This is a genomic window from Meridianimaribacter sp. CL38, from assembly GCF_004328055.1.
Lineage (GTDB): Bacteria > Bacteroidota > Bacteroidia > Flavobacteriales > Flavobacteriaceae > Gaetbulibacter_B > Gaetbulibacter_B jejuensis.
Genome location: NZ_QKWS01000004.1, coordinates 212,674 through 236,007, shown reverse-complemented (window position 1 = coordinate 236,007; position 23,334 = coordinate 212,674). Strand labels below are relative to the sequence as shown.

The window sequence follows — 23,334 nt, the reverse complement described above, 5'->3', positions numbered from 1 at the left end:
AACAACAGTTATACTATGACATTTATCATATAAAAGTTAGCTATTGTTTTAATTTATTTGAAATAATGTTTACCTTCACTATTCATTTAAAAACCTAAATACAAAATGAAAAAAACACTTCTTATTATAGTTGCATTAGTATTAAGTTTCAATATTTCTTGTAAAAGCGATAAAAAAGAAACTGAAACAGCAACAGACAATGTTGAAACCGAAACTCCTACAGCTACCGAAACAAAAAAAACAACCTCAGAGCCTTACGTTCCAACTGATGTAGTAAAAAAAGTAACTGTAAAACTTGAAGCTAAAAGCGAAAGTAATGTTACTGGTAATGCTCTTTTTAAAGAAGAAAAAGGTGTTGTTACTATGATTGCTGTTTTTGATGGTTTAACTGAAGGTTCTCACGCTATTCACCTTCATGAAAAAGCCGATTGTTCATCAGCAGATGGAACCTCAACAGGTGGTCACTGGAACCCAACTGCTCAACCTCATGGAAAATGGGGAGACGACAAAGGATACCACAAAGGAGACATTGGAAACTTTAGTGCTAACGCAAACGGAAAAGGAACCGTTACTTTTAGTACTGACCAATGGTGTATTGGCTGTGGCGATGACACTAAAGACATTTTAGGAAAAGCTGTTATTGTTCACCAAGGGACAGACGACTTTACCTCTCAACCATCTGGAGCTGCAGGCAGTAGAGTAAGCTGTGGAGGAATTATTGAATAACAAAATTAAATACTCAATAAAGATTTAAAGCTACCTCGTGTAGCTTTTTTCTTTGGTTTAAATTCACTATTTTCGGTATTCTTAAAACCAAACAATGCAACTAGAAACTCTTATATCTCAGTTTCAACAAAAAGACGAAAAAGCATTTGAATCGTTATACAATATGTATAGCGAAAGCATGCATGGAGTTATCTACAACATTGTTAGAGACAACGATATAGCTGAAGAAATTATGCAAGATGTTTTTATAAAAGTATGGCATAATTCTAGCAGCTACTCACCTGAAAAAGGTCGCTTTTTTACTTGGATTTTAAACATTGCAAGAAACGCAGCCATAGATAAAACAAGGTCAAAAGCATTTAAGAACTCAAAGAAAAACCTTGATGCGGAATTTTTCGTAGATATCTTGGAAAACAATGAAAACCTTAATGACAAAACTGATGCCATTGGTATTTCAAAATATGTAAAGAAACTTGCCAAAAAGTGTATTAAAGTTATTGAGCTACTTTATTTTAAAGGTTACACTCAAAAAGAAGCTTCTGAAACACTTGAAATGCCTATAGGTACCATAAAAACAAGAAACAGAAATTGCATTAAGGAATTAAGAGAAATGTTAATAAAGTAAATGGATATTAAAGCATACATAGAATCTGGAATTTTGGAACTTTACGTTGCAGGATCACTTTCTGAAAACGAAAGTAAAGAAGTGTATGAACTTATGCTAAAGCATCCTGAAATTTTACAGGAAGTATTAGAAATTGAAGCTTCAGTTATAAAGCTTACAAGTGCTGTATCGCCAAAACCTAGCTCTCATATTTTCAATATTATTAAAGAAAAACTAAAACTTGGTGATAACGAGGTTAAGGTTGTTTCAATAACTAAACCTAAGTATAATTGGTTTACTTATACTGGTTGGGCAGCTGCTCTTATTGTAGGAGCTGGTTTACTGTGGACACTAAACCAAAACAAGCAATTAGAAGCTGATATTACTACAGCTGATATTGAAAATGCCTATTTAGAAGAGCAAATTGAAGCTGCTAAAAATAATCTTGCAGCAACAAAAAACCTTTTAAACGTATTACGTGATAAAGATATCATTGCTGTACCACTTGGTGGGCAAGGTGAGTTTGAAAATGCTTATGCCAAAGTATACTGGAATAAAGCAGACAACAGCATTTACTTAGATGCTCAAGGATTACCTAATGCACCTGAAGGCAAAGTTTGGCAAGTATGGTCGTTAACCTTAAACCCATTAACACCAACAAGTTTAGGTACTATTGATGATTTTAATACTGATGACAACAAGATATTTGCTATAGCCAACACTTATGAAAGTCAAGCGTTTGGTATCACATTAGAACCTGAAGGTGGAAGCGAATCACCAACAATGGAGCAACTTTATACACTTGGTGTTGTTACGCCATCTACCCCTTAAAAAATCTCTTTTAGAAAATAGCAAAAAGCATTAAACAATAGTTTAATGCTTTTTTAATTTAAAAAAAGAAAATGCCTGCTTACACAAGATAAACAGACACTTTCCACTAACAAAAAAACTCTAAAAACAACCATAACTAGTATGGTTTACCACTAATTCAACCTATATCAATTTATTTTTGCTAGTTGTTGTCAACCATTATTTCCCTCAAATTAATAGTCAAATTACATCTTCTATTTAAAACCTATATGCAATAGTTCCTTTAATAAAAAAAGGTGTTCCAGGTGTAAAATGTATTTCTTCAACAGACTGTGCTTCGTTTTGCAAACGAGACTCTGTAGCAAACTGTGTTTCATTCCATTCGGTATCAAAAAGGTTTTCTATTACAAACCCTAAAGTGATATTATCAAAACTATAGTTAGCATTAAAATCGGTTACAAAATAGCCTTCTGCTACAATACTATTGTCTTCATTTGCTGGTCTATCATCAATATATCTATACCTAATTCCTCCTGAAAACCCATTCAAATCATTAATCGATAATCCTCCAGCCAATGTAAAATCAGGAGCTAACGGAATATAGTTTTGTCCATCAGGATCTTCTGTACTTCTAGCATGAGTAATTGTTGCATCAGTATCAAAAAACAACCAATCATTAAATTGATACCTTAAGCCTAAATCAAGACCATAACGTTCAGTTTTTCCGCTAGGCTCTATAACTCCAGCATCTCCTACATACACAAACTCTTGTTCTAAAAACAAATACCACAATGCCGAATTAAGCACTAGTTTTGGAAATGGCTTCCATACTTTACCAAAATCCAATCCATAAGCTCTTGGTAAAACATCTTCTCCTTGATTACTTACAACAACTCTTGTATCATTAGAGTGAAAACCAATTCCTGATTTTAAAAACAGTTGAAGGTTACTAGCTGCATCGTAATAAAAATTAAGTTTCGGACTTAAAATTGTTTTAGTTTCAGACTGCGTAGTGTAATTAGCTTGTAACTTATCGTTGTATAAAAACTTAAAATAGTCTAAGCGCAATGCAGGAGCTACTTTAAGCTTTCCAAACTCAAATTCTGCATTTACAAAAGCATCTACATTTGTTTGATTTAAATCACCCAATTGTATTTGCTCTAAAGTGGTTTTTCTGTTAAGTGTATGCGACAGTTCAATATCATTTACAATATCATGTCTAAGACCTAAACCAGAACTAATAGTTACAGGAGTTGACCCTAAACTAGTTTCTTTAACAACACTTGCATTAGCACCAAAAATATGTCTATCCTCTTGCTGTTTAATTTGATCTCCATTAACTGGATCTTCTAAGAAAAATGTGAAGTTAGAATACAATTCAAAAGCATAATGCGAATAAAACGCATTAGTTTTTAAGCGTGTGTTATCTGTGATATACTTATTGAATTCAACGTTAAAATTTGTGCGTTGGGTTTCTCCTCCTTCAGTGTCATCAATAGCTCCAAAACGTGTAATATTTCCATTATCAACTTCACGTTGCGGAATTTGACCAGAAGCATCCCATCTGCTTGTAAAGTGAGAAGCAGTTAATGACAATTTTGAATTATCTGATGAAAAAGTAACATACTTTCCAAATACATTAATTCGATTAAAATTTTGAGGCGATTCAAAAGGTCCATCGGTTGCTAAATATTCAGTAGCTATATATGCATTTTGATGTTTTGACTTTTCTAGAAGATTAAACATCCCAAGAGTTCTTAAGGTATTAAAATCTCCCATTGAAAATGTTATCGCACTTTCTTTTAGATAATCTTTTGTAGAAAAATCTACAAAACCTGCTGTAGTAAAATCACCTTTATCTCCATAATAAGGACCTTTACCAAAATCTATTTTATTAACCGTTTCTGGTATTAAAAAATGTAAGTCACTATAACCTTGTCCATGCGCATGAGACACCATGTTTACTGGAATACCATCTACATTTATTGATACATCAGTACCATGATCTATATCAAAACCTCTAAGAAAAATTTGTTCTGCTTTTCCTCCTCCAGCATGCTGTCCAATAATTAATCCAGGTACTTTACGCAGTGCTTCTTGCGATGAATTCAACGGATTGGTATTCATATCCAACCTAGTTATAGTACTTGCTGTATTTAATTCTTCAGTAATTATCATTTCATCTAATTGAAACGCCTTTTCCTGAAGCGTAATAAGTAATGTTGCTTCAAAACTTGAAGAGCTTACAACAACAAACTTTGTTTCATAACCTAACAATCCTATTTTTAGACTGTCTCCTACACTTGTATTATCAATAGTAAATAGACCATTTTCAGATGAATGTGCATGACTTTTTGTAGTAACGTTAAATACATAAGCAGATTCCAAAGGTTGACTAAAAGTATTTAAAACCTTACCTTTTAAATGCTGTGAAAAAGCAATAGAACTCACCATTAACATTAGTAATACCAATATTGTATGTTTTGTTTTCATAATGTTGAGTGATTAAAGTTGCTCTATCTTTTCTTTCATGGTTGGTCCCAGTTCATACAGACTCCCTAAGAGTTCTTCTTTTAAAGGCTTCACTTTTTCATACTTACCAAAAGCCTTGTAAATTTCAGCTATATGGTATAGTGTTTCAGGTTCAAAAGTTTTATCAGCTATATGGTTTTCAACAATATTTAAGGCTCCATTTAGATTTCCGTTTTTAAATTCAGCCCAAGCCAACAAATCATAAGATTGTGGTGTTGGTCTGTTATCTACTTCAGTTTTAGCAATCATTATAGCTTCATCCCTATTTTCTTTTTCACAAGCATACAACAACACATTGAATTTGTTATACATATCACCATACGAAGTATCTTTTACAGCTTCTTTATACAGTTTTAGCTGCTCGTTTTTTAAAGCTATGTCTTGTTTATATTCGGCAATTTCAGCTTTAAGTAGGTAATAATCTGGAGCAAAAAAAGTGGTAGTAACAGTGTTTAAAATTCGTAAAGCTTCATCAGGATTATTCTCATGAGAATAAACAATCCAAGCAATTCCTTTTTTAGCATAAGCGTCATTTGGATTTAATTCTAATGCTTTTAAATAATGAGTATACGAAGCTTCGATTTTTCCTGCATGACCATAAAAATCGGCAAGATTGGTGTAAGACCATTGTTTAATTCCGTTAAGACTAGAAGATTCAGCAATAGATTTTGCTTTTTCCATGTATTTAATGGCAGCATCCAGATTTCCTTTATGATCGCTCCATTTTGATAAACGAATGAGATAATCAAAATCACTAAAATCTTTAAACATCTCTAGATAGCCTTGTGCTAACTTATAGTTACCCAATTCTAAATGTGCATCAAAAAGCATTTTTTGAGTTGCCTCAAGGTTTTCTCCTATTAACTCAGCCTTGGTAAGCTGTTGTAAAGCTTCTTTAAATCTGTGTTGAGAAATATAATTTGAAGCTAGTGCTCTTAAGTAACCTGCATCTTTTTGCTCGGTTGCCTTATTGGCTTGTACCAAGTAGTTTTCAGCTTGTTTTAGGTATGAAATTTTGCCTGTAATTTCAAATAAATTAGAATATGACGTTGCAAGTTTTCCTAAATATGGAAACTGATTAGGTGTAGTTTCTAACTTTTGTTTCCAAAATTCATTATCGTTCTTAGCAGCTTGCAACGCCTTATTCTGGGCTAATTCAAGGTAAATATTATAATCATTAGTATCAGTAATTTTTTTTGGTGGTGTTGTGCAACTAGATACAATAATTGCACAGCACAACACTATTTTATATAGAGAGTTCATGAGTATTGAGAGTTTTTTGTTAGTTGTTAAATAACCCTGAAATACGACTAACTAAATATTTCAAGGTTATTTAAAATTGTATTACCATGGCGAAGCCAAGTATGGAAATGAGGTAAGGAATTCCTTATCATTTGCGTCAACGTTATCATTACTTAATGTTGGGTTTTCAGAAAAATCTTCACCTCCAAAAATCAATAGCAGTTCTACTGTAATAACATCATCAGCTAGTGCTCTACCAGTAAGCACATTGGTACCATCATAAAATGTAGTTGTTCCATCTAATGATACATTCAACACATCAGTAGCTAAAAGACCTGTAAATGTTGCAGAGTCTAAGCCTAGTGCATTAGTATCTCCAGGATTTGCATAAGCAGGACTTAAGGCTTCCAAGTTAGTTTGAAACATACTTTGAAACGCTGCTCCTTGATTTGAAGGTATTGTAGTATTAAAATCATCTTTACTAGATGAAGACACAAACACTGTGTTTACAGCTGGTCTACCCATTTGGTCTTCTTGTATATATGTACCCGAAAAATCAGGTCCAATTGGTTCGGTATTACTATCATCGTCATTATTACAGTTATATGCTGTTAAGGCTATAAGTGCTGCAATAGCATAAAGTTTTATAGTATTTAGTTTCATAATATTAATGTGTTTAAAGTTTATTGTTTTCTTTTAGTTTCAACCCAAGTATTAATTGTTCCTGTTCCTCCAATCATTGATTTTGGAACTTCAACAACAACAGACATTACATTGGTTCCAGCAAAGGTGTCGTCACCTGGATTGTTAAACGCTGTAGCTGTTCCACCAACAATTGCGCTATACTGAGCAAAGTCCATAAAGAAAGGGTCGTCACGTGGTCCTGCAAAAAAGCGCATTCCGCCATTTGTTGAAATAGTAGCAGGAGAACCATAGCTTGTAATGTCTACAACTCCTTGTTGGGAAGTTGTTAAAATAGAACTGCTTAATCCTGTTGAGCTAGGTGCTGCTGGTCCAAAAAAGTACATTTTACCATCTCTTGCAGTAGCTTGAATTACCAAGTCTTCAACATTATCACCTGTAGTGTCAATGTTAAACTCTATGAGTGTATTTTCATCAAACGAAGCACTTCCAGTGGCTGAAGGACTCAAAAGACCTTGCGTATTTGCTACAAATACCAGGTTGTTTGTGTCTTCTCCTTGAAAAGCATAAAAGTCAGTAATATCGCTTGTACCACCTTGAACCGCTGGCGCATCAATGTGGTCTGCTGCAATGGCAATGAAACCTGCAACTGCAACAATTGCGATCCCTAAAAAGATTTTTGATTTTTTCATAATAATGAGATTTTTGTTAATTAATTGTTTTGTCTCTGCTCTACCTACGGAAAAATCTAAAGTGTGGTTTTGTTAAATTTTTGTTAACAAAAAAATTATAGCGCTTTTAAAATTTAAAACTATCTTTACTCTATAATCTTAAGCCCATGAATCCTTCTGCCAATGGCTGGATAAAAAAATTACTCAAGGAGCTCAGTGCCAACACCTCTTTTTGTCAACTAAAATTGGACGACTTTTATGTAGCCTTAAAGCAAAGCGGATTTATCTACGGAAGTAATATTTCTATTGTAGATAATTGCATTGAAAACAGAGAGTTTCTTCATGAAGAGTTGACCAAAGTAAACCTTTTAGCCTCTTTTTATTACATCCACAACAAGGAAGGTGACAAAGCAGATTTTGTTGAAAGCGTTATTAACTTTTACAACACTATTGATGTTTACAAATCTTCTTTTTTTGAAGAGCTTTTAGGTGAAAAAAAATCTTCTGAGCTTTTGGAAGCTATGGTGAATAAACGTGTGCATATTGATGACAATATCCTCACTAAAAACTTTAATTACTTTATCACCAATGCACTGCTTTTTGTTGATGTTATTGCGTATCAAAAGTACCTTAGAACAGATGTAGTTTCTGAGACCTACTTAAAAAATCTCGAAGCAGCTATTGAAACCATTATTATTGAGGTTTTTGAAAACAAATCGGAAAAAACCAAATACGACAAAAGCCTTATTAAACTCATTGAAGCTTCATTGAGATACCAAGATAATAGAACGCATAGCTATAACGAAGTGATCACTTTTATAAACGGACGACTCAGCAAATACTACATTACTGATATTGTGTGTATGGCGTTTTGGAGTGATAAAACCATTGACCTTGAAGAGAAACAGTTTTTACAAAAACTAGGTAAAGACCTTGATGTAAAACAAGATATTATTGAGGCTTCCATTGAGCACATTAATGTGTTTTATGAAACCAATAAAGATAAAATTGCATTGCTGAACTCTAAAAACATGGTTCAGAGTTTTTATGACAACTCCAGTAAAATGGTACGAAAACTCATAAAACGCAATAGCAAACGCTTACTCAAAGAGCTTAAAGAAAGTAAAGAGCTCATGATATTGCTTACCAAATCAACCACAAGACCACTTAATGACGACGAACAAAAAAAAGTACAAGACCAATTACTAGATATTTTTAAATCCATACCTAGTTTAGCCATTTTTATGTTACCAGGTGGTATGCTTTTACTACCTATTTTTATAAAATTTATTCCTAAATTGTTACCATCGGCTTTTGATGACAACCGTATTGAAGAGGATTAAATACATGTTGTAATTATATAGTTATACATAATATAGAAAATGAGTACTTGGAAAGAAGACATAATTGAAGCTTTTAAACTAATTGGCGGTGAAGGACACTATACTGACATTTATGAATCAGTAGAGTCAGTAAGACCAAAAGAAAAAATGACTAAAACGTGGAAAGCTACTGTAAGAGGAACCGTAGAAAGATTTTCTTCAGACTCAGAAGCATTTAATGGAAAGGAAGACATATTCTATTCAGTTGAGGGATTAGGTAAAGGAATTTGGGGATTAAATGACTATAAAGAAGCAGAAGTAAGAATTGACTTGACTGAAGATGATATCGAATTTCCTGAAGGAAAGAAAGCTTTAAGAAAGCATATTGCTAGAGAAAGAAATCCAAAACTAATCAGGCTAGCCAAAGAAAAATTCATCAATGAAAATGGTCGATTGTTATGTGAGGTTTGCGATTTTGATTTTGAGAAAGAATATGGAGAATTAGGAAAAGGATTTATAGAAGGACATCATTCAAAGCCAGTTTCTGAATTAGAAGAAAACGAAAAAACTAAAATTGAGGATATTGTAATGGTTTGTTCTAATTGCCATAAAATGCTACACAGAAGACGTCCTTGGTTGAGCAAAACAGAATTGAAAAAATTAAAAAATACTATACACAACAATACATAACCGCAAGTTGAAAAAACCGGATGAAAAAAACAATCCTACTTATTTTATTGACAACCTCAATTGTTTCTTGTAAAAGTCAAGAAGAGATTGATTTTAAAGTTGGTTACTTACCAAATTACAATTACACGTTGACTCAAAAACAGATTTCTGAAAACAATGTAAAATATATTGCATCAGATAAAACACTTCAAAACTTAAAAAATAATGGAGTTGAAAATCCGACAATAACGAAAGATACAAGTCTTTTAAAAAGTGTTTCTAAAACAGGAAGTCTGAAAGGAAATGAATTTCCAATTGATATAGAATTGTTAGAATCCAATAATCCATCTTTAAAAAGCGGAAGTAAATTTTTCGGAAAATCAGTTGACGGAAAAACAAAAATTGACTCTATTTCTTCTTCAACAATGACTGAAGAAAAAAAGAGAACATTACTTCCTGCAATGGAATCAATGATGAATCAAATCAAATATCCGAACAGAAAAATTAAAGTTGGAGAAAGTTTTGAGCAAAAAAGTCCAATGTCAATCCCAATTGCAGATGTTACAATTGAAATAGAAATTAATTCAATTTACACTTTAAGAAAAGCAGAAAACGGAATTGGATATTTTGACCTTGACCAAGTTTACACTATAAAATCAGCAACTAAAGATTACGAAATGGAATTAGACGGAACTGGAAAAGGACAATTAGACTATGATATAGAAAAAGAATTCTTCACCAAATTCTATCTAGAAATGGAAATGGATTTAAAAACGGAATTGGAAGTATTCAGCATTGAATTGCAAACAAAAAGTATAACTGACCAAGCAACTAAAATAACAGAAACTAGTAGCTAACAATCTATTAATTTCAGTCTCAACCAACTACTCCAACCACAGTTTAAAATCTTTAACACGCTCTCTAGCTACAATAACGTCTTGTTCATTATAGGTGTTTAACTTTACCTGAAGTCTGGAGTTAGTATAGCTAATCATGTCTTTTATTGCATTGATATTGACAAAGAACTTTCGGCTTATTCTAAAAAAGGTTTGCGGTTCTAGTTCGTCTTCCAACTGTTCTAAGGTTAAATCTAACAAGTAGTTTCTACCTTCGACAGTATAGGCATAAGTGCCTTTGTTTTCGCTGTAAAAACATTCAATCTCATCAATATTAATAAGCTTAAGGTGTTGACCAACTTTTACCGAAAATCGTTTTTTATACTCTCGCTCTATTGGGTTTACCAACAGTTTTTTAATATCGTTAAAATCTAACGTTACAGCTTGTTGCTGAGGCAAACGCTCTTTGTATTTGCTTACTGCTTTAGCAAGATCGTCTTCGTCAATAGGCTTTAATAAATAGTCAATACTATTCAATTTAAAGGCTTGCAACGCATACTCATCGTAGGCTGTTGTAAAGATAACAGCAGACTTTATATCAATGTGTTCAAAAATTTCAAACGATAAACCATCGCTTAATTGTATGTCTAAAAAAATTAAATCAGGATGTTGGTTATTTTGAAACCAATCCAAGGCTTCTTCAACCGAGTGTAACATGGTTTCTACAGTAAGGTCTAACCTTTCAATCATTCTATGTAACCTACGTGCTGATGGTTTTTCGTCTTCAATAATGATAATTCTCATTGCCAATCTTGTTTATCTTTATCCATAAATTCTTTTATTTTTTTGGCTTCCCATTGCTTTCCAAATAAAAAGTCTGGTCCAAAAACGCCTAATCCATGAAAAAGCAGTCCTATTCCCCAAAAAAAGGCTGTTGAATAGGTAGCAAAGCTTTTTAAACTGCCACCACTATACACTATAATAAAAATAACAACAATATTTATAATAATGTATGATGCCAAATGCCAGTAGAAGCCTACTATTTTTTCTACTTTTTTCTTAGCTCTTAAATACGCTTCTTCATGACGTATTTTATCTTCGAGTTGATTATTCTCGGGATTGTAATTAAACTGTTCCATAGCTTTTAGTTCCATTTTTTCTGTTCTTCTTCTTTCATAAATTGCTCAATCTTACGCTTTTCCCAGGTTCTACCTAAAACGCCATCGTTAACAAATACTTTGTAAGCATGGAAACCTATTCCCATTCCCCAACCTAACATTGGAAACCAAAACCATTGAAATCCCCAATACGTTTTGTAATTGATGAAAATTAAAAAAGGAATGACTAAACAGTACGAAATTAAACCGTAGTAAAACTCTTTTAGGTTATCTACATGCTTTCTTGCACGTATGTAACTGTCGTCAAATTGCGATGGTAATTCAGACTTTCTCATGATTGATATTTGTTTTGTAAGCATTGGTATTGCAACTGCAAAACGGTTTGCTTGTTGATTGATGTATACTTTTTTAGTGGTAAGGAGCTGATAACGTTGTTTAATGTTTTCGAGACCTACTCCACTACTCTTTTTTACTATTTGTTTGGGTTGCAGATTATTTTCAACAACCAGGTTTTCATTTGCATCTTCATATATTTTAATATGCAGAGGCTTGGTAGATGTAACCATATTATGCTTTACAGCATTTTCTAACAGTAACTGTAACGATAATGGTACCACTTTACTTTCAGGGTTTGATGCCTTTTCAGGAATATCAAACGTTAAGCTATCTTCAAACCTCATCTTTAATAGCAGCATATAGGTTCGAGCAAAATCCAACTCTTCATCAACGGTTACTAAGTCTTTATTTTTTTGCTCAAGTACATATCTATACACTTTTGAAAGTGATGTTGTAAACCGTTGTGCGCTGTCAGGGTTTTCTTCAATTAAACTGGTTAACACATTTAAACTGTTGAACAAAAAATGTGGATCTAACTGATTTTTTAACGCATCAAACCTTGCTGTTGCTGTTCCTGCAATTACTTTTTGCTCCTTTACTTTATTCTGTTGATAGCGATTATAGAAATAGACTAGGTGAAAAATAACAACAATGGTCATTGTAATCCACAATCCAAAACTATATTGGTTCCAGCTTTGTAAGGCTATAAAATCTTCCCATGACACACCACGATAAACGATGTATTGAAAAGCATTCATAATAAACAAGCCTAACATGGTAATAGCAACCGAACCAACAAGACCTATAAGTATTCTTTGAAAACGTTGCTTTTTGGTCCAGTTGAATTTTTCAAGGAACGCAAAATAGTAGTAATTAGAATACCCAAGCAAGAAACTATACATTTGATAGAAGCAAAAGCTTATCAAAAAGTCATTGAAGTTCTCAAAATCAAACCCATCATAAAATAAATTACCTACTATAAAAACTGCACAGCCAATAAAGAACGTAAGCGCTGCATTTTTGAAGGATTTGATCATGATACTTTAGTTTTTTGTTTATTATAATTATTCTTTACAAGCAGCAACTGTTTGTTCTACTCGCTCTTTTCCCCAATTTGGGTGAAAAGGTGATTCTGGTTTAAAGTTAGCAAAAAGTTCTAATGCTCTTTCTAGATCTTTACAAAATGGTGCTGTATCTTGTCCAAAGTATTTAGCACTTCCCATATCCCATTCGGCTTTTCCTGATACTACTCTTGGATTATCTGGAGCAATTTTTAAGGCTTTACTGTACAATTCGCTAATTTTCCCTGAGTATTTCATTCCGTAGGTCATCCCATCAAAAGCAACCCAGTTTGTTAATACATGTGCTTGCATTACCAATAATTCAGGATTGTCTTTACTAATTGACATAGCAGTGTTTAAGTGTTCCTGAGCTTTGTCTAGTTGCGCTTTAAGAACGTTAGCGTCTTTTTCGCTCCAGCTTTTTAAGCTATTCATTTGAGCAATGTAATAATGTGGTAACCATTGGTCTGACTCAGCGTTTGCAATGCGTTCAAACATATTTTCGGCTTCGTCCCATTTGTTAGCTTCCCAAAGGCTAAATGCTTTTTGCATTCCTTTTTCAAAATTGGTTTGCGAATGTATAATTCCTGAAACCATTAGTGTTGCGATGATAATTAAATGTTTCATTTTTGTATTGATTTAGTGTTTGTGTTTTTAATTTGATTCAAATATCTTAAGTATGGTAACCGTTTGAAAATCTATAGTACCGAACTGTAAATTTTGGTTACTGAATTGTGGTTTTTATTGTTTGTAATTTATCATTACTTACGTCACCTCGAGCGCAGTCGAGAGGTCAATAAAACTCAATAAGTTGTTTAATAAGGTCTCGACTGCGCTCGACCTGACAACGAAAATTTATTATTGGTAATTACTATTCATTGTAATCTATTATGGTTTTTATAAATTATCTAACTGATTATCCTTTCCATCGTCGCTAATCGTCCAGAAAAATCCAACAAAGAAGAATTGATCTGCTGCTGGTAAAATGGCTTGTCTGTTAAAATTTCCGTTAGCATTTGCCGTATTAGAATATTGATACCCATTAATGTTATTAAATCCTAAGACGTTATTCACTGAAAAATAAAGTATCTTTTGTTGGCTTAATAAATAGGCCCAGTTAAAACTTAAACTGTTATAGCTTTTAGTGGTTTCATTTAAAAAACCATTTCTGTTTGGGTTAGTATATGGTCGTCCTGAAGCGTAGCTGTAACTTAACCCAAGTTGACTTTTCCAATCATCTACCCAATACTTTACTACTGCTGAAAAATTATGTGTATTCGCAAAACTTGGCTGCGCTTTTTCAGGGTAATTAAGGTATTGTCTTTCGGTATCTAAATAAGAATAACTTAACCAGTAATCTATGTTTTTTAAACTCTTATTATCTCTCCAAAAAACATCTAATCCTTGAGCATATCCAGAGCCTTCATTAGTATAGTCGCTATCAAAACTTGCCATATCAGTATCAAACAACACCAAGTTGTCATACTCTTTTCTATAAGCTTCAGCTCTAAACAATCTGCCATCACTTACATGCTGATAGTTTAAAATATAATGCTGTGTGTTTTGTGTTTTAAGATCATTATCAAACTTTAAATAATCTCCTGAAACAGTTTGAAAAAAGTTACCATAAGCTAATGATACCTGACCGTTTTTTGAAGTCTTGTAAGCTAAAGAAGCTCTAGGTGCAACATCAAAACGCTTAGTAGTGTTGTAATAATCACCTCGTAAACCAGCTTTTAATGCTAGTTTTTTACTGAATACAATATCAGTTTCAGCAAAAACTGCAGAGATATTGTTATTAAAGCCATAGCTAGCACTAATGCTCTCGTCAGTATACGTTTCATTAAAATCGGTTAAAAACTGTTCTGCACCAAAGCTTAGTTTAAAACGACTACTGAATCGTTTTTTAAGTTTTAATTTAAAATGAGCCGAATGTTCTTTATTATCAATATCGCTATCAATAATACCTACATCAGTATTGGCAACTGTATAACTTAAACCTGATTTTATAGACCAGTTATTGTTTAACACACCACTGTAGCTCGCGTTTGTGTAGAAATTGTTGTTTTTTAATTTAAAATCAATTCCCTCTTCATAATTAATATCTTCTTGATTCAATTCTAAATTAGAAGTATCAAAAGCAGCATAAAACTTTAATAAACCTGAGTCGAATTTTTGTCTAAAAACAGCTTCTCCTTGAGCTCCTCTATACGGCTTTTCCCAATCGTTTCTATCAGGAAACAAAGCAATGTAAGGTGCTAAATTTATGTAAGACGCATTAACACTCAATGAGGAATTGTTCCATTTTTCGGTGTGACCTAATCCTCCACCAACAGTCATTATACTAATATCTGTCTTTTCTTGGTCTGGTTCGTCAATAGTGTTCAACAGCAACACACTAGAAAGTGCTTGTCCGTATTCTGCGGAATATCCACCTGTTGAAAATGTAATTCCGTCAAATAAAAATGGAGAGTATCGGCCTCTAGTTGGCATATTGTTAGGTGTTGGGCTATAAGGTGTAAATACTCTAATACCATCAATAAAAATTTGAGTTTCGGCAGCATCACCACCTCTTACAAAAAGTCTACCATCTTCAGCAACTGTTGATGTTCCTGGTAATGTTTGTAAAGCACCAACAAAATCACCTAAAGCACTTGCAGTAGTTACCACATCTAAAGGTTTAAGTACCGAAACTTTACTGTTATCATTAGCTTCAAAAGTTCCTGCTGAAATAACGACAGCATCCAATACACTAACGTCTTCTCTTAACTTAATTTGAACATCAGTAAATGTTGTTACCTCATTGGTAATTGATTTTGTTTCATAAGATAAAAAGGACACTATTAAAGTTTGTTGCCCTGTTTCTTCTGTAGTAAAGCTAAAATTGCCTTGTTCATCAGTAGTAGCACCATCGTAAGTACCATCTAGATACACATTTGCTCCAAAAACTGGCTCACCAGAAGTATTAGTTACCTTACCACTAACTGTTGTTTGAGCTATAGTAAGTGTTGTAAAAAGCAATACTAAATACGTAATAAATTGTTTCATTGTAATAGTTGATTTAAACTGTTCGTTTTTTGATTGATGCCACAAAACTGCAACAGACCTATTAATACTGAAATTCAATGTCACCGAATTGTATGTTTTTTATGACGAATTGTAAAAAATTGAGAAAATGAGTAACTAAAAGCCTACATTTACTACTAATGAAGTAGCTATTACTTATCTAAAAACCAACACAATGAAAAAGTCAGTTTTATTCCTGTTCAGTATCTTGTTTTCAATAACCTTTAATGCCCAAGACAAACGGCTTAGAGGCATAGAAAAGGAACTCAATAAAATACTCGAAGTTACTAATGCACCTGGTTTTGCAGTTGCTGTTGTTGAAGGCGACAAAGTAGTTTATGCCAAAGGATTTGGATACAGAGACTACGAAAACAAAACACCTGTAGACATCAACACGCTTTTTGCAATTGGGTCTTCCTCAAAAGCATTTACTTCTGCTATTTTAGGAGTTTTAAGAGCTGACGAAAAACTCTCTTTTGATGATAACCCTAGACTTCATATACCTGAATTAGAGTTTTATAATAATGATATGAACAACAATATCATTATAAAAGACCTTATGAGACACAGCACAGGTCTTCCAAGGCACGATGGTTCATGGTATTTTTTCCCAACGCATGACAAAGACAGCTTATTGGCAAGAGTAAAATATCAAGAACCTTTTACAGGTATAAGACAACAATGGTATTACAATAATTTTGGCTTTTTAGCTCAAGGTGTAATCGCTGAAAAAATTACAGGTAAAACTTGGGAAGACAATATTAAAGAGTTGTTTTTTGAACCTCTTGGTATGAATCGTTCCAATGCATCTATTTCTGAAATGAAATCAGCCTCAAATGCTGCTTATGGCTATTTGTTAAAAGACGACAACACCATTAGTAAAATGAAATACTATGATATTGCTGGTATGTCTCCTGCAGGAGCTATAAACAGTAGTGTGTATGATATGACTAAATGGCTGATTACATGGATAAACAATGGAAAATTTAATGATAAAGAGATTATACCTGAAAGCTACATCACAGAAGCTATAGGGTCTCAAATGGTTATTAGTAGTAATATTCCTGATAAAGAATTTCCTGATATTTATTTAAACAACTATGGTTACGGTTGGTTCTTACAGTCTTATAAAGGACATTATAGAGTGGAACATGGTGGTAATATTGATGGGTTTTCGGCTAACGTAGCGTTTTTCCCTACTGATAAAATCGGAATTGTAGTACTTGCCAACCAAAATGGTTCAGCGGTTCCATCGTTGGTTAGAAATACAATTGCTGACAGAATGATTGGTGCAGAACAAACTGATTGGGCAGAACGCCATAAAGAAAATCTTGAAAAAAGCAAACAAGCACAAGCCGAAGCAAAAGAAGAGTCTTCAATTTCAAACGTAAAAAACACAAAACCTTCACATATTACTCTTGACTATACAGGAACTTACTCCAACAAAGGCTATGGCGATTTTAAAATTTATGTAGAAAACGACTCGTTATTTTCTGAAGCTAATGGAGAAAAAATTTATTTTAATCATTTTCATTATGATGTTTTTGAAATGGTTGATGTTACTGACAATAAAGTTGACACCACGCAGTATGGTAAAGCGCTTAAGATAAACTTTCAAACTAATGATGCTGGAGACATTTCCGGAGCAAAACTAAAGTTAGATCCAATGGTTAATGCTATTGAATTTAAACGTACTCCAAGTACTATTGACATAGACCTAAAAACGCTTGAGCAATATTCTGGTGAATATGAATTAGCAGGCACCACTTTAAAGGTGTATGTTAAAGAAGAAACACTGTATCTTTTTGTTCCTGGTCAACCAGAATATGAACTCATGGCTACTGATAAGCATAAGTTCTCTTTTAAAACTCTTGAAGGTTTTAAAGTAGAATTTGTTGAAGCAGAAGATGGTAGTATAATTGAACTAAAAGCGATACAACCTAACGGAACCTTTGTGGCAAAACGAAAGTAACTTCTTAATTATAGAGTATTAAAAGCACTTTTACCAAAGTGCTTTTTTTATGAGTCTGCGTTAGTCAATATATCATGAGTAGCCCATTGTACTGCAGCATCTAAATCGTTAAAACGTCTTATTTTTTGTGTGAAGAATAAGCTTTCAATTAAGGTATTAAGAAAGCTTTTACTAGAATAGCCAACTACTCCATAACCTTTTAGCGCATAATTTCCTTTAAAGAATTTCACCCAACCATTAGGTTTTACAGAATAAGAATGTATTCGGTGAGATAGATATACAATATCTGCACCATTGCCTCCAATGAATTTTGAAACGTCTTCTACAATTCGGTTACCATGATCTTCCCAAGTGAAATTAATACCTTCAGAAATTTCAGAAATCAAATACCCTTTAAACACAAAAACATCTCCAAATTCATAATTGAATTCTTTCAATACTTGTTCGTATAAAGGCGTATGTTTTACACTTATCATAGATTGAAATTAGTAATAAAACGAATACTATAAAAAGCATATAATAGTTTTTCGATGTAATGAACCAAAAACAAGTTAATCTATTGTATTTGAAATAGATAAGACCAAAAAAAAGCTTGCAAAACCTTGATAAAAAGTAGTTTTAGTCCTTAGTTTGTAAAGAATCTTGATACTTAATAAGTGTTTCGGCAATGTTTTGTGCTCTCGTGTTGCGAGGATTCATTTCAAACGCAATTTTGTAGTTTTTATAGGCTTGCGCACTATCACCTGCACTTAAATATGCTTCACCTAAACTATCATAGACATTAGAACTTTCAGGAAACATAGTCACATTCATTTTTAAAACTTCTATAGCATCGTCGTATTTTTTATCGTTAATTAAGCGATAACCAAGTTGATTAATTTCACCTTCGTTAACCACATCTATAGTGGAATCTTTTTTCTTTATTGCAAGAAAACCTTCAACCGCTTGCTTGTACTCTTTATCTTTTAAGTGCATACGTGGTGTTTTGTAGTCATCTGCAACTTTTATAAAATCATAAGTAATTAAATCTTCATTGTCCTTTGAAATTTCAGATAGGTAAAACACCTCGGTTTCTGGATGCTTTACAAATCTCAACTTAGCATACAAATCACTTACAAAAAACTCATTGCTATCCATTACGACAGGCTTTATAACACCTTCACGCCAATTAAAATATATGGCATTGTCTTTATAGAACACGTCAATAACATCATTATCATGATACAAATAACGTCCTGTAGTTTGCGCTTTAAATTCTGGAGAAAATTTGACGCTTTTAGAACACGCACTTAGAAAAATTACTGTAAGTAAAAGAAATAGTGTATTACGTTTCATAATAGTTGGTTGGATTGGTTATTAGTTGAGACCAGAGCAAAAAAAAAAGTCTCATTTATAAATGAGACGATTTTTTTAATGTATTGTTACGTGTTTACTGTAAAAAGTGGCAATCTACTTTACATCCATCAATTCTACATCAAACACTAAAGTAGCGTTTGGAGGTATAACTCCACCTGCTCCTCTACTACCATAACCAAGATCGCTAGGTATTACTAAACGTGCTTTATCACCAACGTTTAATAAGCAAATACCTTCATCCCAACCAGGAATAACTTGTCCTACTCCTACTTGAAAATCTAACGGTTGGTTACGCTTGTATGAAGAATCAAACACAGTACCATCGGCTAACTGACCTTTATAATGTACTGATACCATTTTACCAGCTTCAGCAGCTTTTCCGTTTCCTTTTTGAATGATTTGATATCTTAAACCGCTTTTAGTTTCATCAAAACCAGCAGCTAATTTATCTAGCTCAGCTTTTGCAGCTTCACGTTCAGCAGCTAAACGTTTTTCTCTTGCACCTTCAAATGTTCTAAACGCTTCAACAGCATTAAAGTTTTCAGCGTCAGCACCAACTCTTACAATCTCTACAGTATTAATTTCGTCACCTTGTGCAATAGCATCTACTACATCTTGTCCTTCTACCACTTTACCAAACACAGTGTGGTTGTTATCTAACCAAGGTGTTTCAACATGAGTGATAAAAAACTGACTTCCGTTTGTTCCTGGTCCTGCGTTTGCCATAGACAATACTCCTGGTCCATCGTGCTTTAAATCTGGGTGAAACTCGTCGTCAAACTGGTATCCAGGATTTCCTGAACCTGTACCTTGTGGGCAACCACCTTGAATCATAAAATCTGGAATCACTCTATGAAATTTTAATCCGTTATAATAAGGTGTTCCTTGTGGTTTTACTGAGTTTTCTAAGTTTCCTTCAGCTAATGCTACAAAATTACCAACTGTTCCTGGTGTTTTTTGATATTCTAATGCGACTACTATCTCGCCTTTTGAGGTATTAAATTTTGCGTATAAACCGTCTTGCATGCTATTTTATTTTAAATGAGGTGCAAAGATAAAAAAGTATGCGCGAAGTACGAAGCAAGAAGTGAGAAGATTAAAGTACAACTAATAGCGCAGGATTACTTTGATAGTACTGCTATTTATTCAAACTTAGAAATGACTTTATTCTTTTTAGTTAGAAAAATATTAATATTGCTGTAATTCCAAGGGCTTTGAAACAAAATTTTATCTCCAAAGTTCATAACTCTAATAGGAGCAAAAGTTCTCATTTCTAAAGCAACCTGCCTCTTTTCATTGGCTTTTTTCCCATCTAAATAATAAAAGGAATTTTTATCAGCAAAAACAACAATACTGTTTTGATTAACATACAAATGGTAATAATAATCTTCTAACTCAAAGACAAAATCTTTACTATTATCTAAAGTATTATTGTACTCAAAAATAAACTTACCATTTTGCCAATAAATTTCCAGACCATAAGGTTCTTGTCCATTGACTAAAATTCTTTCTTGAATTATTTCATTTACGATTTCTGAAGTAGAAGCAAATATCTTCTTTATTACTTTATCATCAGTAGCTTGAACAAATAAAGGACTTAGTAACGCTTTATCTTCTAAAACATTATATCCAATATTTTTTTGAGTTAAATAGGAATTAGTTTTTTCTTTATTAAGTATTGTAAACTCTACATGTTTCAAAACATCAACAATATTGATATTGTCAGCGTACATTCTAACCGACAACCCTTTACCATTTGATTTAATTGTATAGTTTGACTTTATGGAAGAATCCTCTAGTAATTTATAGTTGGAATTATTATATTCTAACAAATAGAGATCATCTGAATATTTATTGGTATAATCGTGAATGTATTCAATTAATATTGTATCTCTATATTTTAATCGATTGGAAAGTTCTTTCGTTAATTGCCCAATAATTTTTATTTTGTCAATATCTAAGTAATTAAACCCTGTCATTATAACAGTTTTCACATTTCCATAAGTCTCACTTACTAACTTATCTTTGTGGGCGAAAGCATTAATTGAGCTAAAAAACAATAAAACAATTATTATTGATTTCACACTGAGTTGTTTAGGATAACACACTAACATCTAAAAACTAGTAACTAAAAACTAATTAGCCACTTCGCTAATAAACTTAATTCGATAGAGACGTAATTCTTCATCATCATAATCACCATCAAACTCTTCTATAGCATCAGAAATCTTATCGGTTTCAGACTCCATAAAGTATTCATGGATTTCTTCTTGCTGGTCTTCATCTAAAATTTCATCAATCCAATAATTGATATTCAATTTTGTCCCTGAATACACAATAGCTTCCATTTCCTTTATAAAATCTGGCATATCCATACCTTTTGCTGAAGCAATATCATCTAAAGGTAATTTTCTGTCCACGTTTTGAATGATGTATAGTTTTATAGCAGAGTTAGTACCAGTACTTTTAACCACCATATCATCTGGTCTAATGATATCGTGTTCTTCAACATAATTTGAGATTAATTCTATAAAATCCTTTCCGTATTTTTTAGCTTTACCATCTCCAACACCATGCACATTACTCAATTCGTCTAAGGTAATAGGATATTTTAAAGCCATGTCTTCTAACGAAGGGTCTTGAAAAATCACAAAAGGTGGTACTCCAAGTTTTTTAGCATTGCGTTTTCTTAAATCCTTAAGTAAACCCATTAACTGTTCATCGGCTACTGCTCCTCCTCCTTTTGAGGCTGTAATAATACTATCATCGGTAGTTTCATCAAACACATGGTCTTCAGTCATCATAAAAGACACAGGAGAATTTATATAGTCCTTGCCTTCATTTGACAATCTTAAAACACCATAGGTTTCAATATCTTTTTTAAGATAACCAGCCACTAAAACTTGACGTATCAATGCCATCCAATAGCGCTTATCATGATGACTTCCAACACCAAAAAAGTCTTGCGCATCAGTTTTATGCGAAGCAATTAATGCGTTGGATTTTCCTGTAAGTACATGTACCAAATCCTTAGACTTGTACTTCTCGTTAGTTTTTGCAACAGTCTCTAAAAGCACTGCAACATCTTCTTTGGCTTCGTGTTGCTTTTTAGGATTACGCACATTATCATCCATATCACCTCCTTCACCAGTTTCATTGTCAAACTCTTCACCAAAATAATGCAGTATAAATTTTCGTCGAGATACTGAGCTTTCTGCAAAAGCAACAACTTCTTGCAATAAGGCTTGTCCAATTTCTTGTTCAGCAACAGGTTTACCTGACATGAATTTTTCGAGTTTCTCAATATCCTTATAAGCATAAAATGCCAAACAATGTCCTTCACCACCATCACGACCAGCTCTACCAGTTTCTTGATAATAACTCTCAATACTTTTTGGCATATCATGGTGAATAACAAAACGCACATCGGGTTTGTCAATTCCCATACCAAAAGCAATAGTAGCTACAACCACATCAGCATCTTCCATCAAAAACATATCTTGATGTTTAACTCTGGTTTTTGGGTCTAATCCAGCATGATAAGGTACAGCGTTTATGCCATTAACCTGGAGTACTTGTGCTAATTCTTCAACTCGCTTTCTACTTAAACAATATACAATACCCGATTTTCCTTCGTTTTGCTTTATAAATCGAATAATATCGGCATCGACGCTTTTAGTTTTAGGACGTACTTCGTAAAAAAGATTTGGTCTATTAAAGGATGCTTTAAAGGTATTGGCTTTGGTGATATCTAAACTCTTTAAGATGTCTTCTTGTACCTTAGGTGTAGCAGTTGCTGTTAAACCAATAATAGGTATGTTATCACCAATTCGCTTTATAATATGTCTTAAATTTCGGTATTCTGGTCTAAAATCGTGTCCCCATTCACTAATACAATGGGCTTCATCAACAGCCATAAATGATATTTGTACAGACCTTAAAAACTCAACATGTTCTTCTTTAGTTAAAGATTCTGGCGCTACATAAAGTAATTTTGTAACTCCATTTACAATATCTTCTTTTACTTTTCTAACTTCTGTTTTATTGAGAGAAGAATTTAAAACATGTGCAATTCCTTCTTCGTTCGACACACCTCTTATGGCATCTACTTGGTTTTTCATTAAGGCAATTAAAGGCGAAACAATAATTGCTGTTCCGTCTTTAATAAGTGCTGGCAACTGATAACACAGTGATTTTCCGCCACCTGTAGGCATAATCACAAAAGTATCGTTGTCTTGAACTATACTTTTTATTACAGGCTCTTGAAGCCCTTTAAATTTTGAAAAACCAAAGTATTGTTTGAGTGCTGAATGTAAGTCAATTTCTTTTATACTCATTAATCCCTATTAGTATTTTATATACATTTGCATA

At 33.1% G+C, this 23,334-nt stretch carries 21 protein-coding genes; 7 read left to right on the top strand and 14 right to left on the bottom strand.

Translation table 11 applies throughout. The features are described 5' to 3' along the window. Positions 1 to 105: 105 nt before the first annotated feature. The 3 genes from DMZ43_RS11365 to DMZ43_RS11355 all read left to right on the top strand — a co-directional run bounded on the left by DMZ43_RS11365 (position 106) and on the right by DMZ43_RS11355 (position 2,161). Entirely contained in the window at positions 106 to 726 is a 621-nt protein-coding gene (locus DMZ43_RS11365; RefSeq protein ID WP_131508342.1) for a superoxide dismutase family protein, read from the top strand. 94 nt (positions 727 to 820) lie between these two features. Then, entirely contained in the window at positions 821 to 1,351 is a 531-nt protein-coding gene (locus DMZ43_RS11360; protein ID WP_129761258.1) for an RNA polymerase sigma factor, read from the top strand. Further along, the gene (locus DMZ43_RS11355) at positions 1,352 to 2,161 is read left to right on the top strand and encodes an anti-sigma factor domain-containing protein (protein ID WP_131508340.1); all 810 of its coding nucleotides are present in this window, start codon (positions 1,352 to 1,354) and stop codon (positions 2,159 to 2,161) included. A gap of 237 nt (positions 2,162 to 2,398) precedes the next feature. On the opposite strand, the gene DMZ43_RS11350 is transcribed toward DMZ43_RS11355, so the two are convergent. The 4 genes from DMZ43_RS11350 to DMZ43_RS15100 all read right to left on the bottom strand — a co-directional run bounded on the left by DMZ43_RS11350 (position 2,399) and on the right by DMZ43_RS15100 (position 7,248). Beyond that, complete coding sequence (locus tag DMZ43_RS11350) at positions 2,399 to 4,633, bottom strand: TonB-dependent receptor domain-containing protein (protein WP_131508338.1); 2,235 nt, start codon at positions 4,631 to 4,633, stop codon at positions 2,399 to 2,401. Positions 4,634 to 4,645: 12 nt separating this feature from the next. Further along, the gene (locus tag DMZ43_RS11345; RefSeq protein WP_131508336.1) at positions 4,646 to 5,935 is read right to left on the bottom strand and encodes a cell surface protein; all 1,290 of its coding nucleotides are present in this window, start codon (positions 5,933 to 5,935) and stop codon (positions 4,646 to 4,648) included. An 81-nt stretch (positions 5,936 to 6,016) separates the two neighbouring features. Further along, positions 6,017 to 6,577, bottom strand: a complete 561-nt coding sequence (locus DMZ43_RS15105; protein ID WP_131508334.1) for a DUF4331 family protein — start codon at positions 6,575 to 6,577, stop codon at positions 6,017 to 6,019. Between the two features lie 20 nt (positions 6,578 to 6,597). Further along, on the bottom strand, positions 6,598 to 7,248 hold the full coding sequence (locus tag DMZ43_RS15100) for a DUF4331 family protein (protein WP_131508332.1): 651 nt from the start codon (positions 7,246 to 7,248) through the stop codon (positions 6,598 to 6,600). A 146-nt stretch (positions 7,249 to 7,394) separates the two neighbouring features. Here DMZ43_RS15100 and DMZ43_RS11330 point away from each other — a divergent pair, with 146 nt between their 5' ends. Genes DMZ43_RS11330 through DMZ43_RS11320 form a run of 3 tightly spaced genes read left to right on the top strand, consistent with a single transcriptional unit; the run spans position 7,395 to position 10,075 of the window. Continuing rightward, positions 7,395 to 8,570: an LETM1-related biofilm-associated protein gene (locus DMZ43_RS11330; protein WP_131508330.1), complete on the top strand. Its 1,176-nt coding sequence runs from the start codon at positions 7,395 to 7,397 to the stop codon at positions 8,568 to 8,570. 39 nt (positions 8,571 to 8,609) lie between these two features. Beyond that, entirely contained in the window at positions 8,610 to 9,239 is a 630-nt protein-coding gene (locus tag DMZ43_RS11325) for an HNH endonuclease (protein WP_131508328.1), read from the top strand. 20 nt (positions 9,240 to 9,259) lie between these two features. After that, positions 9,260 to 10,075, top strand: a complete 816-nt coding sequence (locus DMZ43_RS11320) for a hypothetical protein (protein ID WP_131508326.1) — start codon at positions 9,260 to 9,262, stop codon at positions 10,073 to 10,075. Positions 10,076 to 10,102: 27 nt separating this feature from the next. On the opposite strand, the gene DMZ43_RS11315 is transcribed toward DMZ43_RS11320, so the two are convergent. From DMZ43_RS11315 to DMZ43_RS11295, 5 genes are all read right to left on the bottom strand, one after another. After that, the gene (locus DMZ43_RS11315) at positions 10,103 to 10,858 is read right to left on the bottom strand and encodes a LytTR family DNA-binding domain-containing protein (RefSeq protein ID WP_131508324.1); all 756 of its coding nucleotides are present in this window, start codon (positions 10,856 to 10,858) and stop codon (positions 10,103 to 10,105) included. Further along, on the bottom strand, positions 10,855 to 11,208 hold the full coding sequence (locus DMZ43_RS11310; protein WP_238155816.1) for a 2TM domain-containing protein: 354 nt from the start codon (positions 11,206 to 11,208) through the stop codon (positions 10,855 to 10,857). The genes DMZ43_RS11315 and DMZ43_RS11310 overlap by 4 nt, the downstream gene beginning before the upstream one ends. Next, the gene (locus DMZ43_RS11305; RefSeq protein WP_131508322.1) at positions 11,199 to 12,545 is read right to left on the bottom strand and encodes a 2TM domain-containing protein; all 1,347 of its coding nucleotides are present in this window, start codon (positions 12,543 to 12,545) and stop codon (positions 11,199 to 11,201) included. The genes DMZ43_RS11310 and DMZ43_RS11305 overlap by 10 nt, the downstream gene beginning before the upstream one ends. Positions 12,546 to 12,572: 27 nt before the next feature. Beyond that, positions 12,573 to 13,196 (bottom strand): M48 family metallopeptidase, encoded by a 624-nt coding sequence (locus DMZ43_RS11300; RefSeq protein ID WP_129761249.1) that lies wholly within the window; start codon positions 13,194 to 13,196, stop codon positions 12,573 to 12,575. 270 nt (positions 13,197 to 13,466) lie between these two features. Further along, entirely contained in the window at positions 13,467 to 15,617 is a 2,151-nt protein-coding gene (locus DMZ43_RS11295; RefSeq protein WP_131508320.1) for a TonB-dependent receptor, read from the bottom strand. A gap of 193 nt (positions 15,618 to 15,810) precedes the next feature. On the opposite strand from DMZ43_RS11295, the gene DMZ43_RS11290 reads away from it, so the two are divergent. Further along, the gene (locus tag DMZ43_RS11290) at positions 15,811 to 17,607 is read left to right on the top strand and encodes a serine hydrolase (RefSeq protein WP_131508318.1); all 1,797 of its coding nucleotides are present in this window, start codon (positions 15,811 to 15,813) and stop codon (positions 17,605 to 17,607) included. Between the two features lie 47 nt (positions 17,608 to 17,654). Here the strand turns inward: DMZ43_RS11290 and DMZ43_RS11285 are convergent, their stop codons facing one another. The 5 genes from DMZ43_RS11285 to DMZ43_RS11265 all read right to left on the bottom strand — a co-directional run bounded on the left by DMZ43_RS11285 (position 17,655) and on the right by DMZ43_RS11265 (position 23,300). Next, a complete protein-coding gene (locus tag DMZ43_RS11285) occupies positions 17,655 to 18,083 on the bottom strand; it encodes a hypothetical protein (protein WP_131508316.1) in 429 nt (142 codons plus the stop codon). Between the two features lie 142 nt (positions 18,084 to 18,225). After that, positions 18,226 to 18,942, bottom strand: a complete 717-nt coding sequence (locus DMZ43_RS11280; RefSeq protein ID WP_131508314.1) for a tetratricopeptide repeat protein — start codon at positions 18,940 to 18,942, stop codon at positions 18,226 to 18,228. A gap of 114 nt (positions 18,943 to 19,056) precedes the next feature. Continuing rightward, positions 19,057 to 19,989 carry a peptidylprolyl isomerase gene (locus DMZ43_RS11275; protein WP_131508312.1) on the bottom strand — a complete coding sequence of 311 codons (933 nt, stop codon included), beginning with the start codon at positions 19,987 to 19,989 and terminating at the stop codon, positions 19,057 to 19,059. 116 nt (positions 19,990 to 20,105) lie between these two features. After that, the gene (locus tag DMZ43_RS11270; RefSeq protein ID WP_131508310.1) at positions 20,106 to 21,047 is read right to left on the bottom strand and encodes a hypothetical protein; all 942 of its coding nucleotides are present in this window, start codon (positions 21,045 to 21,047) and stop codon (positions 20,106 to 20,108) included. A 51-nt stretch (positions 21,048 to 21,098) separates the two neighbouring features. After that, positions 21,099 to 23,300 carry an ATP-dependent DNA helicase RecQ gene (locus tag DMZ43_RS11265; RefSeq protein WP_131508308.1) on the bottom strand — a complete coding sequence of 734 codons (2,202 nt, stop codon included), beginning with the start codon at positions 23,298 to 23,300 and terminating at the stop codon, positions 21,099 to 21,101. Positions 23,301 to 23,334: the final 34 nt, after the last annotated feature.

Coding starts and splice junctions, on each gene's coding strand:
- DMZ43_RS11305 (WP_131508322.1), bottom strand. CDS start 12,545: ATGATCAAATCCTTCAAAAATGCAGCGCTTACGTTCTTTATTGGCTGT.
- DMZ43_RS11325 (WP_131508328.1), top strand. CDS start 8,610: ATGAGTACTTGGAAAGAAGACATAATTGAAGCTTTTAAACTAATTGGC.
- DMZ43_RS11265 (WP_131508308.1), bottom strand. CDS start 23,300: ATGAGTATAAAAGAAATTGACTTACATTCAGCACTCAAACAATACTTT.
- DMZ43_RS11310 (WP_238155816.1), bottom strand. CDS start 11,208: ATGGAACTAAAAGCTATGGAACAGTTTAATTACAATCCCGAGAATAAT.
- DMZ43_RS11285 (WP_131508316.1), bottom strand. CDS start 18,083: ATGATAAGTGTAAAACATACGCCTTTATACGAACAAGTATTGAAAGAA.
- DMZ43_RS11350 (WP_131508338.1), bottom strand. CDS start 4,633: ATGAAAACAAAACATACAATATTGGTATTACTAATGTTAATGGTGAGT.
- DMZ43_RS11345 (WP_131508336.1), bottom strand. CDS start 5,935: ATGAACTCTCTATATAAAATAGTGTTGTGCTGTGCAATTATTGTATCT.
- DMZ43_RS11365 (WP_131508342.1), top strand. CDS start 106: ATGAAAAAAACACTTCTTATTATAGTTGCATTAGTATTAAGTTTCAAT.
- DMZ43_RS11290 (WP_131508318.1), top strand. CDS start 15,811: ATGAAAAAGTCAGTTTTATTCCTGTTCAGTATCTTGTTTTCAATAACC.
- DMZ43_RS11320 (WP_131508326.1), top strand. CDS start 9,260: ATGAAAAAAACAATCCTACTTATTTTATTGACAACCTCAATTGTTTCT.
- DMZ43_RS11355 (WP_131508340.1), top strand. CDS start 1,352: ATGGATATTAAAGCATACATAGAATCTGGAATTTTGGAACTTTACGTT.
- DMZ43_RS15105 (WP_131508334.1), bottom strand. CDS start 6,577: ATGAAACTAAATACTATAAAACTTTATGCTATTGCAGCACTTATAGCC.
- DMZ43_RS11280 (WP_131508314.1), bottom strand. CDS start 18,942: ATGAAACGTAATACACTATTTCTTTTACTTACAGTAATTTTTCTAAGT.
- DMZ43_RS11300 (WP_129761249.1), bottom strand. CDS start 13,196: ATGAAACATTTAATTATCATCGCAACACTAATGGTTTCAGGAATTATA.
- DMZ43_RS11330 (WP_131508330.1), top strand. CDS start 7,395: ATGAATCCTTCTGCCAATGGCTGGATAAAAAAATTACTCAAGGAGCTC.
- DMZ43_RS11295 (WP_131508320.1), bottom strand. CDS start 15,617: ATGAAACAATTTATTACGTATTTAGTATTGCTTTTTACAACACTTACT.
- DMZ43_RS11275 (WP_131508312.1), bottom strand. CDS start 19,989: ATGCAAGACGGTTTATACGCAAAATTTAATACCTCAAAAGGCGAGATA.
- DMZ43_RS11360 (WP_129761258.1), top strand. CDS start 821: ATGCAACTAGAAACTCTTATATCTCAGTTTCAACAAAAAGACGAAAAA.
- DMZ43_RS11315 (WP_131508324.1), bottom strand. CDS start 10,858: ATGAGAATTATCATTATTGAAGACGAAAAACCATCAGCACGTAGGTTA.
- DMZ43_RS15100 (WP_131508332.1), bottom strand. CDS start 7,248: ATGAAAAAATCAAAAATCTTTTTAGGGATCGCAATTGTTGCAGTTGCA.